The 13470-nt window shown below is 36.6% G+C and carries 20 protein-coding genes, 1 pseudogene and 1 riboswitch; of the genes and pseudogenes, 12 read left to right on the top strand and 9 right to left on the bottom strand.

Annotated features, from left to right (window positions below; genetic code table 11):
• The coding region (locus QY97_RS20275; RefSeq protein WP_157761905.1) for an RNA-guided endonuclease TnpB family protein at positions 1–627 on the bottom strand (627 nt) is incomplete at its 3' end.
• An 18-nt stretch (positions 628–645) separates the two neighbouring features.
• Positions 646–1077 (bottom strand): IS200/IS605 family transposase, encoded by a 432-nt coding sequence (tnpA, locus tag QY97_RS14100; protein ID WP_082090191.1) that lies wholly within the window; start codon positions 1075–1077, stop codon positions 646–648.
• Positions 1078–1657: 580 nt separating this feature from the next.
• Between tnpA and QY97_RS21000 the strand changes: the two genes are divergently transcribed.
• The gene (locus QY97_RS21000; protein ID WP_261337345.1) at positions 1658–1831 is read left to right on the top strand and encodes an aspartyl-phosphate phosphatase Spo0E family protein; all 174 of its coding nucleotides are present in this window, start codon (positions 1658–1660) and stop codon (positions 1829–1831) included.
• A gap of 485 nt (positions 1832–2316) precedes the next feature.
• Here QY97_RS21000 and QY97_RS14105 read toward each other — a convergent pair whose 3' ends face one another.
• Positions 2317–2514 carry an XtrA/YqaO family protein gene (locus tag QY97_RS14105; protein WP_039238834.1) on the bottom strand — a complete coding sequence of 66 codons (198 nt, stop codon included), beginning with the start codon at positions 2512–2514 and terminating at the stop codon, positions 2317–2319.
• A gap of 472 nt (positions 2515–2986) precedes the next feature.
• Between QY97_RS14105 and QY97_RS20025 the strand changes: the two genes are divergently transcribed.
• A complete protein-coding gene (locus QY97_RS20025; RefSeq protein WP_082090196.1) occupies positions 2987–3226 on the top strand; it encodes a CotD family spore coat protein in 240 nt (79 codons plus the stop codon).
• A gap of 899 nt (positions 3227–4125) precedes the next feature.
• Positions 4126–4209, top strand: a riboswitch (cyclic di-GMP riboswitch).
• Between the two features lie 20 nt (positions 4210–4229).
• Positions 4230–4349, top strand: a complete 120-nt coding sequence (locus QY97_RS20030) for an anti-repressor SinI family protein (protein WP_082090192.1) — start codon at positions 4230–4232, stop codon at positions 4347–4349.
• A gap of 188 nt (positions 4350–4537) precedes the next feature.
• Here the strand turns inward: QY97_RS20030 and QY97_RS14110 are convergent, their stop codons facing one another.
• Positions 4538–4960, bottom strand: coding sequence for a DUF1064 domain-containing protein (locus QY97_RS14110; protein ID WP_039238836.1), 423 nt, complete (start codon positions 4958–4960; stop codon positions 4538–4540).
• A 90-nt stretch (positions 4961–5050) separates the two neighbouring features.
• Between QY97_RS14110 and QY97_RS14115 the strand changes: the two genes are divergently transcribed.
• The 3 genes and pseudogenes from QY97_RS14115 to QY97_RS14125 all read left to right on the top strand — a co-directional run.
• Positions 5051–5245 (top strand): hypothetical protein, encoded by a 195-nt coding sequence (locus QY97_RS14115; protein ID WP_039238838.1) that lies wholly within the window; start codon positions 5051–5053, stop codon positions 5243–5245.
• Entirely contained in the window at positions 5242–5595 is a 354-nt protein-coding gene (gene tnpB / locus QY97_RS14120; protein WP_039238841.1) for an IS66 family insertion sequence element accessory protein TnpB, read from the top strand. Before QY97_RS14115 ends, tnpB begins: the two co-directional genes overlap by 4 nt.
• A gap of 90 nt (positions 5596–5685) precedes the next feature.
• A pseudogene (locus tag QY97_RS14125) lies at positions 5686–6195 on the top strand (IS66 family transposase); the annotation flags it as partial.
• A 202-nt stretch (positions 6196–6397) separates the two neighbouring features.
• Here QY97_RS14125 and QY97_RS14135 read toward each other — a convergent pair.
• The 3 genes from QY97_RS14135 to QY97_RS20495 all read right to left on the bottom strand — a co-directional run bounded on the left by QY97_RS14135 (position 6398) and on the right by QY97_RS20495 (position 7589).
• Entirely contained in the window at positions 6398–6838 is a 441-nt protein-coding gene (locus QY97_RS14135) for an Hsp20/alpha crystallin family protein (protein ID WP_039238847.1), read from the bottom strand.
• Positions 6839–6963: 125 nt separating this feature from the next.
• Positions 6964–7173, bottom strand: a complete 210-nt coding sequence (locus QY97_RS14140) for a hypothetical protein (RefSeq protein WP_025910116.1) — start codon at positions 7171–7173, stop codon at positions 6964–6966.
• 245 nt (positions 7174–7418) lie between these two features.
• Positions 7419–7589, bottom strand: a complete 171-nt coding sequence (locus QY97_RS20495; RefSeq protein WP_156994640.1) for a hypothetical protein — start codon at positions 7587–7589, stop codon at positions 7419–7421.
• Between the two features lie 243 nt (positions 7590–7832).
• Here QY97_RS20495 and QY97_RS14145 point away from each other — a divergent pair, with 243 nt between their 5' ends.
• Entirely contained in the window at positions 7833–8039 is a 207-nt protein-coding gene (locus tag QY97_RS14145; protein WP_039238851.1) for a DUF1657 domain-containing protein, read from the top strand.
• 342 nt (positions 8040–8381) lie between these two features.
• Complete coding sequence (locus QY97_RS14150; protein ID WP_052717244.1) at positions 8382–8759, top strand: class I SAM-dependent methyltransferase; 378 nt, start codon at positions 8382–8384, stop codon at positions 8757–8759.
• A 534-nt stretch (positions 8760–9293) separates the two neighbouring features.
• Here the strand turns inward: QY97_RS14150 and QY97_RS21005 are convergent.
• Complete coding sequence (locus tag QY97_RS21005; RefSeq protein ID WP_261337346.1) at positions 9294–9422, bottom strand: hypothetical protein; 129 nt, start codon at positions 9420–9422, stop codon at positions 9294–9296.
• 504 nt (positions 9423–9926) lie between these two features.
• Between QY97_RS21005 and QY97_RS14160 the strand changes: the two genes are divergently transcribed.
• On the top strand, positions 9927–10706 hold the full coding sequence (locus QY97_RS14160; protein WP_039238855.1) for a TerC family protein: 780 nt from the start codon (positions 9927–9929) through the stop codon (positions 10704–10706).
• A gap of 213 nt (positions 10707–10919) precedes the next feature.
• On the opposite strand, the gene QY97_RS14165 is transcribed toward QY97_RS14160, so the two are convergent.
• A complete protein-coding gene (locus QY97_RS14165; protein ID WP_039238858.1) occupies positions 10920–11429 on the bottom strand; it encodes a YfiT family bacillithiol transferase in 510 nt (169 codons plus the stop codon).
• Between the two features lie 497 nt (positions 11430–11926).
• Between QY97_RS14165 and sda (QY97_RS20035) the strand changes: the two genes are divergently transcribed.
• From sda (QY97_RS20035) to QY97_RS21010, 3 genes are all read left to right on the top strand, one after another.
• Positions 11927–12079, top strand: coding sequence for a sporulation histidine kinase inhibitor Sda (gene sda, locus QY97_RS20035; RefSeq protein ID WP_082090194.1), 153 nt, complete (start codon positions 11927–11929; stop codon positions 12077–12079).
• 297 nt (positions 12080–12376) lie between these two features.
• Positions 12377–12532, top strand: coding sequence for a sporulation histidine kinase inhibitor Sda (gene sda, locus QY97_RS20040; protein WP_083965878.1), 156 nt, complete (start codon positions 12377–12379; stop codon positions 12530–12532).
• A 678-nt stretch (positions 12533–13210) separates the two neighbouring features.
• Positions 13211–13417 (top strand): aspartyl-phosphate phosphatase Spo0E family protein, encoded by a 207-nt coding sequence (locus tag QY97_RS21010; RefSeq protein WP_039238859.1) that lies wholly within the window; start codon positions 13211–13213, stop codon positions 13415–13417.
• Positions 13418–13470 lie beyond the last annotated feature (53 nt).

The following is a 13470-nucleotide window of genomic DNA, read 5'->3' on the forward strand; positions in this document are numbered from 1 at the left end:
TATTTCTATTTTTGGTTGAATAGGGAGGACCTGTTCGATTTTCAACGACACAAACCATTGTCCACTGGAATGCCGGGTAATCGTCGCTGTTTGAATCTTTCCAGGAAAGCCGTCTTCTGCAAACATTTTGCGGTGTTTGGCAGACAAACGCACAGGGACCCATCCCGCCTTCGGCAGTTGTATCTTTTGTTTTTCAATATCTAACTTAATATTGTTGTTTGTGCTTTTAGTTGTATAACTTTGCTTGGCAGCGTGTTTCTTTTTGCGCCTAGGATAACGATTCTGCCCCTTAAAAAAACGCTCAAATGCGTCATCTACATTTTCCATCGCTGATTCTAACGCAAATTTATCTGGTTCTTTTAAAAAATTATAGTACGGATGGTCTTTCAACTGATTGAACGCTTTTTTAAATACGGAATAGGAAAGACTTTGACCAGTTTCTTTATATACTTCCATTTTTTCATTTAAGTAAAAGTTATAGGTGAAACGAGCCGAACCGATGGTTCGGTTAAAGTAAGTTTCTTGCGAATGGAGGGGGTACATGCGCAATTTCAATCCAAAGAAATGTAGTCTTTTCCCTTCTTTTTTAAGTTCTTCATTTCTATCTTTTGTGGTTTTTCTAGCCATGTTCTTTCCCCCTTCCACTTAAACGCCCATCGGTCGTCCTCTTTTTCGCTTTTTCGTTGGCTGATTTTGAATATAAGCTTTAATTTGTTCTTCTGTTCGGTCGCTTACTGTGCAGACAAAATACGAAGGATTCCACAGATGTCCGCCCCACAGTTCTTTTTTTAACTCTGGAAACTCTTTGAACAAAAAGCGAGCCGTATTGCCTTTTAGTGCTTTCATAATATTCGGTAGGTAATGCTGAGGAGAACAATCGATTAACAAATGTATATGGTCTTTATCTGTTTCCATTTCAACTATTTCAAACTTATGAACCTCAGATTGTTCTTTCAGCATTTCTTTCAAACGTCTTTCTACTTCTCCATATAATAAGGGTTTTCGATATTTTACACACCAAACCAAATGATATTGGATGGCGTAAACATAACCTCTGCCTTTTCTAATTTTCATAATATTCTCACCTAAATTTAATTTAACATATGTGTTTTTTTATTACAAATAAAAAAACCGCCCGCACACTCATGACTGAAGTCACGAGTGTGCGGGCGGAGGTCATCAAATTTTAATAAGGTATCAATAATTAGAATTCCCCTCCCTCATCCCAATTCACACACTTTACTCTTCCTTGGTGTACAATAATTTTTATTTCTCCATGCTACGTAAACCCAGCGAACGTTATCTTTCCATCAAACATAGCAATAATCTTTATTATTTAATTTTATTGTATCCAGCTACGCCCTTATCGCATAGAGATCAATCTTTAACCCTCTCTATCTTATAAAATCACTCTAATTTATGACATGCTCATAAGAACAACTCTAAGTCACCTATCTATTAAGAGACAGTATACTTAGCTTATATCAGAGAACACCTTCTTTACAAAACACAAATGAAAGAAATTCCTTTTATTGGATACGAAAATCAATGTCTGTTTTTGAGATTATTTGTCGAATATCTTTTAATAAGAGTAAACATGCAATATATTAGACTTAATGAATATTATTCATAAAAAATTAATTAAGGAGAGTCGCAATTGGAGACGCGAGAAGTTTGTTGTGATCTGTTAACCGAGATTAGCAATGTACGCAACGCAATGCTGTCAGTTGGGATGTCAAAGGGCTTTGATCATACGGAAACTCTAAAATACAGCCAAGAACTCGACAAATTAATTTTTAAATACCAAAGTAAATACAAAAAAACTTCATAGAATATTTTTAAAATGTCCATAGATAAACGTTAAGGTAAGGACTAAAATAGAAATAACTGGATTTAACTCACCTAACCATCCCCTTTATATCTCAATAAAAGGAGGTGAAAATGATATGAGACTAGAGCAGATAAAGACTGCACTAGAAATACTGATGTAATATGAGGATTGCCAAATCACACAGACACTTTCAAAAAATGAACATAAGGTAGCCTCTGTCAGTTATATAAAAGAAAAAGCATGTTTTGAAATCACTTATTTAGAAACATCGGATATTGAAACTTATACTGATATCGAATCAGCTGCTCTAGCGATAGAGAAAGTACTAAATGGTTAACTAACAACCTGCAATTGCTCGTAGTCAGCCCTTCAATCTATTACCTCTAAAGTCATTCACATCGAACCTCCTGCTCTTTCTTTGTGAAAGAGCAGGAGACGCGAGCCCAGGCATTTGTCTTTCTCTATTTCTACTTTAACCCACGAATTCAAAATTCCTCTCCCTCATCCCACTTCACACGCTTCACTTTCCCCTGGTGTGTAACAATTTTTGTCTCACCATGCTGCGGCAGATCAGCAACTTTTACTTTTCCATCGCATATGACAAGAGCTTTATTATTTAATTCCATTATGTCCAATTCTATCCTCATTGTATTAGAATCGCCTGTTAGTTCTTTTAATCTCACAAAAATGCCCCCATTCTGTTAAAATAAAAGTGTCAGCGATATTTTAGAGACCGGAAGAAATCCTGGCTTTTTGTATATTTCTTTCCCAAAAGGGATAAACTGCTTAAAGTAAGTTATTGTTGAACCCTCAACATCCAACTGAATAACCCTAGTCCTAGCCGGGGCCCCCGGCTTTTTTTAATTGATTTCATTTTTTAAATATTTGTGAATACACTATAGAGAGCTTAGAAATAGCCCCGCTGCCTCTTTTATCAGTGAATAACCTCAACTTGCCAGGCCGATGCCTGGCTTTTTTATTTTTCTCTTCTCAAAAATGGGCTTAGGCATACAACTAGTACACAAATTCTAAATCTGCATAGACTATTATTGATTCCATAATTCACCGAGGGGAGGTTATCAAATGCGCTTTAGAAATCCACATAATAATTGGTCAGGACGTAAACAATGCCATCCTGGATTCTGTCCTCCACAAATGCATCCAACCCAATATGATCCTCCACAAATTTCACCAACACAACACTTTGTGAAAACAAATTTATATAATAGGGTAGTTCCTCACATTCACCCTTCTCACACTACAACAGTAAATAAACATATGACTACTCACCAACATTACTTCCCACATACTGAATCTGTCGTCAATGAATACCACGAACAACACATCATGTGCGGAAAACCGTGTAATCCGTGCCGTCCGCGAAAACCATGGTAGCCAGGTTATAATGCTTGAAAGCATAAGGTTCCTTATTCAAGGCCTTATGCTTTTATAAAGTTATTTAATAACCAACCTCCATTTAAATTGCTCACTTTCAATCAATGCAGTAATATAGGCATAGATCTATATCATTGAAAGTGGGGATTTTCAATGAGTTATGAATCTGAATTATACATATTCATGAGAGAGTTAGGAAAGTTAATAGATGAATACTATAAATGCGAATGCCCTGTTATTAAAGAGCAAATATATACTGATATTAAGCTTCTAAGCGATGCTTTATCTCTATGTGATCGAGCTCACTAAAAAGCTTCACCTACTTGTATATTTCCCTTGGAAAAGAAGATACTGTATAAAGAGGAGTTTTTTTCCTCGATACTCCCTATTCCCATTTCTTTGAGCCAGGATGGTTCTTCCCCTGGCTCTTTGTGTGTCACTTTTTTGGCCGTACTCCGACGTAAAGTATTCTGGAACCTGCTTACTTAAACCGTATGCTCTATCCGAATAGCCTTTTTAGATTTGTGTATATTAATTAACATAAAGCCGAGGTGATTTAAATGTTTCATTGGATTTACGACCACGTTATTAACACTACCTTTTTTGTTTTTGCCGCTATTTTTCTCGCTCCTGCTCTCATGATGGGTATCATTTGGCTTTTACCTGAACCTGACTCCAAAAAAGATAAGCGTTAATTCCAATGAAAAATTTTTTATTGAACCTCCCCATGTCGCAGTTTGTATCTGTAACCATGATTAGATCACAGCTTGAACGCACTTTTCACTAAATGCCTTATTTAGAGAAGGAATAAATCCAAAAATTGTCTAAATAATTGGATCTTTTTCTGTTTATTATTAAGCCCTCATACGGTAATATTTAACTATGAGCTTTTACACTTTTCCAGATAAAGGCAAACCTCTCGAAAGATTGGGACGCAAAGCCTCAGGTCTAAGGTTTTTAACTATGATAGCTGGGCTACCTAGAGTATATTTAGGGGGTAAGCATGGTTGCCAGTACTAGTGAAAAAGAATTGGATAAAGAATGGATAGACCTAATAATTGAAGCTCGAGATTTAAGAATTTCTATTGATCAAATCAAAGATTTCCTAAAGCATTCTTCTTAGACCTAATTTATGGTCTTTTTTTATAATTTCACTCACTTAGTTCTCAATATATATCTACCTAGCAATCTTCCATCCTTTACGGAGCCTGCTATTTAACTCGTGCTTTTGGAGCCGTTCATACAACAAGACCCTCTGTCCCTTCTCTCTCCGGAAGAGCAAATACCAGCCGGCCTTTCGCTTAGCTTTTCTCATAGGGTAGCTCTCACTTTCTTTTTCCGTCTCTTATAAGCCTGATATTCTCTTAACGGCAAGAAGCCTTGATGCTCTGCGCTATACGCAAGCAAACTCAGCGTGTGAGGATATTTGAATTCAAACAGCTTCTGCTTGATCCGGAAAGCCTCTGTTTCCACTCCCTTGATGTCCACTACTTCAATGCTACCGTCTAGCTTATGAACCTCAAAGTCTGCTACATATTCAATCTTCCGATGCGTGACTCCATTTTTCTTAAACGCCTCCTGCAGCAAGTACCTTGGCTGGATTCGGAAGAATAGAATTTGTTTGTTCTCCTGCAGCCATTTTAGCTGTTTGTAATACCTTGCTTCGGCTTTGCTATCGAAAGTAATCCCGTCAATCGTTATTTTCTTTGAACCGTACTTTGATTTTCTAGCCATTTAACTGTAAGCCCCCATTCAAACAACGCATATAAACACGCAGCACCTCCTGGTACGATACATGTATCAATAAAAGGAGGTGCTTTTCCTATGCCACAACAAAAACTAACCATTGTTCCCGTTACATTACATACCGAAAACGAAAATAATTCTGCAACAAAGCCAACAGTGCTTTCCTCCAATCCTACTTGCACGATTAAAACGGCAAACGCTGAAATTTCCTTCTTTAACGGTGTAGATGAGCACATCATCCAAGCGGTCATGAGGGAGTTGAAAAATGGGTGAAACACGACTATACAAGCGTTAAAAACATTTATATCATTTGCGGTAAGATAGATATGAGAAAAGGAATTGATGGGCTTGCCACACTGATTCAAGATTCTTTCGAACTTGATCCATATGGCGATTCCATTTTCTTATTTTCAGGGTGGAGTAAAGACCGCTATAAATGTCTGTATTTTGATGGTGATGGCTTCGCCATGCTGTATAAGCGTTTGGATAGTGGAAAACTTCAATGGCCAAAAGATGAAAATGAAGTACGCCATCTTTCACAACAGGAGCTTCGCTGGCTCCTTGAAGGGTTATCCATTCAGCAGCCAAAAGCCATTCAACCATCGCCAAAAGGTGCGTTCTAAATTCGTTCAAGTCGTTATTTTTATCTTTATTTTCACTGTTCGAACTGATTATAATAGGAGGAACGAAACTGAACGAAAGTGGTGAATGATGTGACGAACGTTTCTTCTACGAATGAAAATCAATCTGAGAAATTAATTCGATTGCTTGAAGATCAATTAGCTCATTCGAATCAACAAAATAAAGAGTTATCGAAAAAGTTGGATCAATCGTTGAAACAGATTGAATCGTTAACGCAACAACTTCAACACTTAACCAAGCTCTTATATGGCTCTAAAACAGAAAAATCCAAATACAATACGCCCGACGGGCAAGTGTTCTTATTTGAGGATGACCCGTCTTTTACTGATCCTGAGCACACAGAAGAACAAAGCCAACAGACCATTTCTTATACTGTTGTACGAAAAATTCAACCAAAAAAACGAAATGATTCCTTGCGTGAAGATATTGAAATAGAAGCTATTCACCATCATCCAGCAAATACAATCTGTGACGGTTGCCATGATCGAATGATAGAAATGGGCAGTACAATCGTGCGTGAAGAGGCGAAATTTATTCCTGCGAAAATGATGAAAGTTCAACATATTGAACACGCTTACAAAAGAAAAGCATTACCTCAAAGGAAGTAATGCTGGTAGGAATTTTTAATATTATTAGTCAGCTCATTTAAAATAATTTTTTTCTTTCCCTGAGGTAAATGGCAGCTTAAAATTAGCAAATCAACTAGGTCAGGTTGTTCCTCAGCAATTTCCTGCAAGTAATCCCTGCCAAACTCTTTCATAACAGGTAGCAAACTGCTCATTTTTAATGGAAATCCACATCAATTCTCTTTTTATTTGTTTGAGTTTGTTTAGGCATGATAACTTCTAGTACACCATTCTTATAAGAAGCCTTTATACCTTCCTCAGAAACAGGAGTGGGTAGTGTAATAGCTCTGTGAAAGCTACCTGTGTATCTTTCTCTCCTATGCATATTCTCTTCTTTAATCTCATTAGTTCTGTTAATTGAGCCACTAATTCTCAATACATTATTTTCAATATCAATGTTTACATCTTCTTTACTCTGTAAGCCTGGAATGTCACAAGTTGCTACTACCTCTTTATCTGTTTCATGAACATCCACTCTTATATTCCCCAATTGATTCATTTCATTGTCTAAATGAAAAGGGAAATCATTGAATAATCTGTCAAAATCTCTCCTAATGTTAGTTAATTGTCTAAATGGATCATAAGGTATTAATGCCATTTGTATCATCTCCTTAGTTATTTTTAACAAATATATTTTTTACATTTACTATGTAATTATTCATTTAAGGGATAAGCTGAGTCAGTTTTAGAAAAGCATCCTATTACAGAAAAAGGAGAGCCTAATTAGCTCTCCTCAGTGTCATTAGTTTTAACCTCATATCCAAAAAGCTGTGACCTTTCATCAGGTATCCATTTTCCATCTCTAATCCTGCTCAAGCCCTGATACAAAGAGCCTCCTATAATATTCTCTAACCATTTGGAGCATTCAGTCATAGTATCAAAATCATGTAAGTATACTCCATTTTTATACAGTGAATACTTTTTATGTTGCATACTAACACCTCCTTTGATTGATACATGTATCGTACCAGGAGGTGCTGCGTGTTTATATGCGTTGTTTGAATGGGGGCTTACCTTTGACTTTGGTGCATAGCAGGCCTAAAGTGTAAAACGCCTTCCAATCTAGTGGGATAGAAATAAAATTAAACGTAATAAAAAAGCACTGATGTTAACTGAATCAGTGCTTTTTGTTGACTATTCTTACTCTTTCCACTCTCTCTAAATAACATTACAGCATATTACTTGCCCCATAACTTTTGAAGGTCTAATGGTACATATACTTCATTTCCATGAATTTGTCTATGTATTAGTGGATTCGAAAATTGTTCGATCGTATATCCTTCTTCTTTACGACGCACTGTTGAATTTAGTCCAATCAGTTTTTTCACATATTCCCTTTGTAAGTTCATACGCTACATCTCCTTGTTCCTCATATTTGTGAAGGGTTATTCCATATATGCTGTTAAATTTCCCACTTTTCCTAAAAAAAAAAAAATGCGTTGGACAAATTTCCATTCACTGTGCCTGCAGTCCTGCCTGTTTTCTAGCATCGATATAGTACTTTTTGTATCGATTGGAAGTTTTTTAAACACATAATCAAGCCTCTTTCTTCTCACTCTAAAACTGCTGTTCAAAACAAGGAGGGATTATTCATGACAGTAATCAGTGATGTCAAACAAACGCTGGCTGGATTAAAAAGTGCGCAAGCCAGCTTCGAAACTTTTGCTCTTGCTACAGACAACCAGCAGGCTAAGCAGCTTTACCAGAATGCAGCTCAGCAAACACAAATGATTCTAGACAGTATTTCCCCGCGCATTCAGGAAATTGAACAAGAAGAACCGCAATACAAACAACAATAAAGGAAGGGAGGTTAGCCTCCTTTCCCTTTCTTTAATTACTGGCAGCATGCATGTTATAAAACGGCAGGCTAAATTCTTTTCTCTTTTATCTACTCTGAGATAAGCGACGACAAAACCCTAGAAAGTGCAGGTGCTTTTCATTACAATTATCACCTAGAATTTATCACACAATTGTTCGACCAAAATGGTTTACCAAAGTCTATATTCAAAATAAGATTCAGCAGCATTTTGATCTGACTCATCAAAAAATGTTGGATTTTGGAGCGGGTACTGGGGCCAACTGTAACTTGTGTTCACCCGATCATTATTTTGGAATAGACCCTGATTCACGCAGAATTGATCTTGCTAAGCGCCTATATCCCCCCTTATCGGTTCGAAACCTTCGCAGGGGAAGAGACTCCTGCAGAAAACAATAGTTTTGATGTGATCTTAATTATCGCGGTCCTGCATCATATTCCCCCGGAAATGGCCAAAAGCTATGTGCGGGAATTTAGAAGAGTGTTAAAACCTGGCGGGAAAGTGATTGCCATTGAACCATGCTTCGTTGAAAAAACCCCGATCTGCAACTGGTTTATGAAGGTGAACGACAAAGGAGATTACATTCAAAAGGAAGAAACATACCTGAATTACTTTACGAAGGAGAAGTTCCAATGTCGTGTACTAAAAAGGTTTAAAAAATGCTTTTTCTATAACGAGCTGTACTTCACGGCTTTGCTTTAGCTTTTATTAGATATCAACAAAAAGCTTTAGGCACCTAACCATTTATTGGATCTTCACTAATAACGCTAGGGTCTTTTCTTATTATGACGTTGCTGGTTGAAGAGAACATGAATGTGCAACTTATTCGAGAACGAGCCCGTTAACCTTCTTCTCGAGTAATAAATGACATTTATGACATGTCAGCAAGAAGGCCGCACAAAGTGCAAAGGATAAATTTGATCATTTCTCTTCCGAAAATTTATCAATTCTTTCGAATGGTCACCAATTGGTCACCAACTCAAAAAACTAGAAAAATCTGTAAACAAGAAAACCTTGATATATCAACGTTTGTGGGCATAATAAAAACGGGACAAGGTGAAAATTATCCACCCTGCCCCGAAGGATATCCTATTCAAGTTAATTCAATTATCCTCTTGCTATATCTCTATGTCAAGGTTTTTAACTTTCTGATTATGATTAATTTGGATGGAAAATAAGCGTTTTTGGTGGGTTTGGTCTCCAATTCGTCCCCAATCAAAATCAATGAAAAATCTTCTATTCCTTTGTTCCTAATAGTACTGCTCTACATAATTCACTCAGCCGATTAACTGGAAACTCTACTTCTATACCGTCACTCAGCACGACTATCGTACCCTCTCCTTCTTCTGTAGGTTTTACCAGCAAGTCCCTTCTTCCTGCAACAGAGATCGGCTTCATTTTCAAACATATAGTCGTCTAGATCTTTGAAGTTTTTTATATCTCTTAGCGACAATTAAATCATCTACCCCCTGAACTGTGATTTTACTTCACTATACAAAGATTACCGCAGAGAGAGTTATTCGCAAAAAGGTGAAAAAATGAAGTTTAGTGCAAGGAATTAGAATGTTTATCAGCTCCGTATATTAAAAAATTATTAATAAAGGCGGTTAACTTAAATAAATGTCAAAAGGCATTTTAGAAAACAAACTAACAAAAAATAGGCTTTGTCAACGTATGCTGTTGATTCTCTTGCTGAATTAGCCGGACAGGTTAGTTTAAGCAATCTGGAAAAGAGGTTGGTAAAGGGGCACGGTAAGCCTCTAAAGAATTAGCTCTGTATTCTCCGGGATTATCTCTGGCTTATATGGCAATTCTATTATTAGTAAAACCACTACATAGCATCGTAAGTTTTAGAAAGGAGAAAGGCGTATGGATTCTCTCTGGCTGGAGTATGCTTGGACATTGTTAATTTTAATTGGATTAGAAGGGTTGTTGTCAGCTGACAATGCCCTTGTACTGGCAGTTATAGCCAAGCATTTACCTGAAGAACAGAAAAAAAGAGCTATAAATTATGGAATTATTATGGCCTTCGCCTTCCGTTTTGCGGCACTATTCGTCATTTCTTTTATCGCAAATGTCTGGCAGATACAGGCAATAGGAGCAGCCTATCTTCTTTACTTAGGCTTAAAGCATGTCATTCAAGCCCGGTTCGGGAAAAAAAATGAAAATATTCATAAGGACGTTGAAGAGGAGGCTGCTGGTAAAGGTTTCTGGCCCACGGTAGGGAAAATTGCCTTAGCTGACCTAGCTTTTGCAGTTGATTCCATTTTAGCTGCCGTTGCCCTGGCCCTCGGCCTTCCAGATTCACCGCTCGGTAACTTCGGTGGCATGGACGGAGGACAGTTTATAGTTGTTGTTCTTGGAGGGGTTGCCGGCCTTATCTTAATTAAGTATGCTGCAACCTGGTTTGTGCAACTTCTTGATAAACGTCCAGCATTAGAAACAACAGCATATGCAATTGTGGCCTGGGTCGGTGTCAAACTTGTTGTAATCACCCTCGCCCATGAGGATATTGGTATTTTAGATCCTCATTTTCCTCATAGTACAGCTTGGACCCTGGTCTTCTACGGAGTATTAGTCAGTATTGCTCTAATAGGCTGGTTTGCACCGCGCAATAAGTCATTCGAGAAAGGTAACCTTAAAAGGTAACAAAGTAAAGAGGAAGGTTGTAAAAAATAGCCTTTCTTTTTAATTAGGCTCTTTTAAACAATAAGATTGATATTCAAGATATAAAAATAGACCATCATTTCGATGGTCTTGTTCAACTTAAGCATCCGTCGGTTTAATAAAACTTCTGCAGCTATTCCTTATCTTAAAAAATGGCTTATCGAGGTTCAATAAGCCACTTCCACACATATTGTATTATTTTGATAACGCGACTTTTATATGAGCTAAGTGATGCTCTTCATGCCAAGCTAACTTGGCAACTTTTGTTGCAACTGTTATTTTACCGTTTATCTGGTGAGTAAAAGCCCGACCTAATTGCCCTTCAGTTAAACTATGTCCTAAAGATACGATGCGTTCATTTATACCTTCTAACATTCTAATAGAGCTTTCTACTGGAAGCTTTGTATCCGGCTGAATAGCCCACTTTTCTTCATCAAAAGCTGGTACTGTGGGGTTCTCATCTGTTAAAGCCAGCTTCAAACGCTGATACATGTTCAACTGAGAATCTGCAATATGATGGACAAGTTGACGAACTGTCCAGCTACCTTCACGATAAGTTTTACTTAATTCCTCATCACTTAATGGGTCGACAGTTTCTCTTAATCGAACCGTGTAAGCTTCGATTTCCTTGAGCCATTCTTGAATATTTTCTAATGTTACTTTTTCAGGGACCTGTAGCTTCCCAATTGGGTATCTTACATCCATTTCCAATCCCTCTTTTCTCTATTCGTTATTTTTTTACTTATAAATTATCTTGTAATCCCCGTTATATTTTAACATAAATACCTAGTTACCTTATTAAGTGTTATTCAGGAAACCAGCCCGATTAAGGAGATAATACAAGGAACCTTTCTATTGATGCTAAGGATACCAAGGAACGAGGAAGCTCTCTTCTACATACATGCTAAAAAAGCCCGGCGGTAACTGGGAATTTATTATTTCTTTATTTCATCATGTTTCTAGAATGTTTCACGAAATTCCACCCGCGCCGTTGAACACTCTAATTAACTATCGTATTTGGTGCTAATTGAACTAGCTATTCTCTTTTTTCCCATAATTCGATAAATTGTCAAATTAAGTAGTAAAAACCCCTTGATATTCCTCGAAATCTCCTTAAAATTTAATAAGTGTGTGTAAGATTTCCCAAAGATCGACTTCGAAGAATTACATAAAAAATTACTATTCAGTAGGAGTTGAACAAAATGTACCAACTTTCAGACGAAATGCTCCTCAGTGCTTATCAAAAGGCTAAGGAGCTTGATAAAGAGAACAAAATGCCAAGAGACTTTATTACCATGATGGAAGAGGAGCTAAAGAAAAGAAACCTTTCCGTGTACGCTAACAATAGTATTTAGGATATTAGGGAAACACCGCCTCAGCTATTAAAGGTGTATCTTTAAACGGTAAGATTTCATTTTCTTTCAATACGTACCTTGAAGACCGCTGGATAAAAAGCGGCCTTTTTTATTTGTTCATTCACTTTCTCTAATACTACGAACAAAAAAGTCGAGAAAAAACCTAATAGTTAGTTTATAACTTTCTACTTTGGATAAATAGATATAGTTAACAAACACCACCATTTTCGACTTTTTTATCTGGAGATGGAGGCTGGCTGTTTAACTAGTTTATTGTACTAGAAGGGGTCATGAGAAATGCATCAGTTGTCAGACGAAGAGTTGCTTATTGTATACAGGGAAGCCATAAAGCTTAATAAAACAGACAAGCTGCAGCAGGGCTTTATAGACCTTCTCAAAGAGGAGCTAAACAAAAGAAACCTTTCTATTAAGGCGAAGAACATAGAGGATTAATAAGAGCTTTTCTACATAATTAAAAAGTTCATAAACATTTTCCAATTAAGATAAAGGTGAAAAACTGTCCATAGAAAAGGTGAAATCAAAAGTATAGATAACTTTTGATTTCACCTTTTTAATTTTAATTCTCCTATGTAAAGGTTTTAAAAAGCTAACCGGTGTTTTTAAAATAAACCTTTCCTTCTAAAATGATTCAACGTGTTCAGCTCTCAGAAACTTGAGTAACATATTCGAAATTCTTTCCCTCATCTTACACGCTTCGCTTTCCCCTAGTATGCAATAATTTTTGTTCCGTCATGCTACGGAAGATCAACGACCGTTACCCTTCCATCGAACATGACAAGAACCTTGTTATTTGGTTTTTATTGTATCCAATCAGCCCTCATTACACGAAAAGCGTTTTCAACCCTCTCAATCTTATAAAAAGTATCCTAATCCATGACATGCTTATCAGAATAAATCTAAGTTACCTATCCCTTAAAAGGCAGTATACTTAGCTTACATCGGAGAGCACCTTTGTTATAAAACACAATGAAAGAAGTTCTCTTTATTGGATACAACAATCAATGTCTTTTTTTAAGAGTGTTTGTCGAACACCTTTAAATAAGAACAAATATTCAATATATTAGATTTAATGAATATTATTCATAAAAAATTAATTAAGGAGATTTATAATTGGAGACGCGAGAAGTTTATTATGACCTGTTAACCGAGATTAACGATGTACGTAACGCAATGTTATCAGTTGGAATGTCAAAAGGTCTGGATCATACGGAAACTTTAAAATACAGCCAAGAACTCGACAAATTAATTTTTAAATATCAAAGTAAATACAAGAAAACTTCACACAATATTTTCAAACTATCCATAGATAAACGTTAAGACAAGGACTAAAATAGAAATAATTGGATTTAACGCCCTAACTATCCCTTCAT

This window comes from Bacillus thermotolerans, from assembly GCF_000812025.2.
GTDB classification, from domain to species: domain Bacteria; phylum Bacillota; class Bacilli; order Bacillales; family Domibacillaceae; genus Quasibacillus; species Quasibacillus thermotolerans.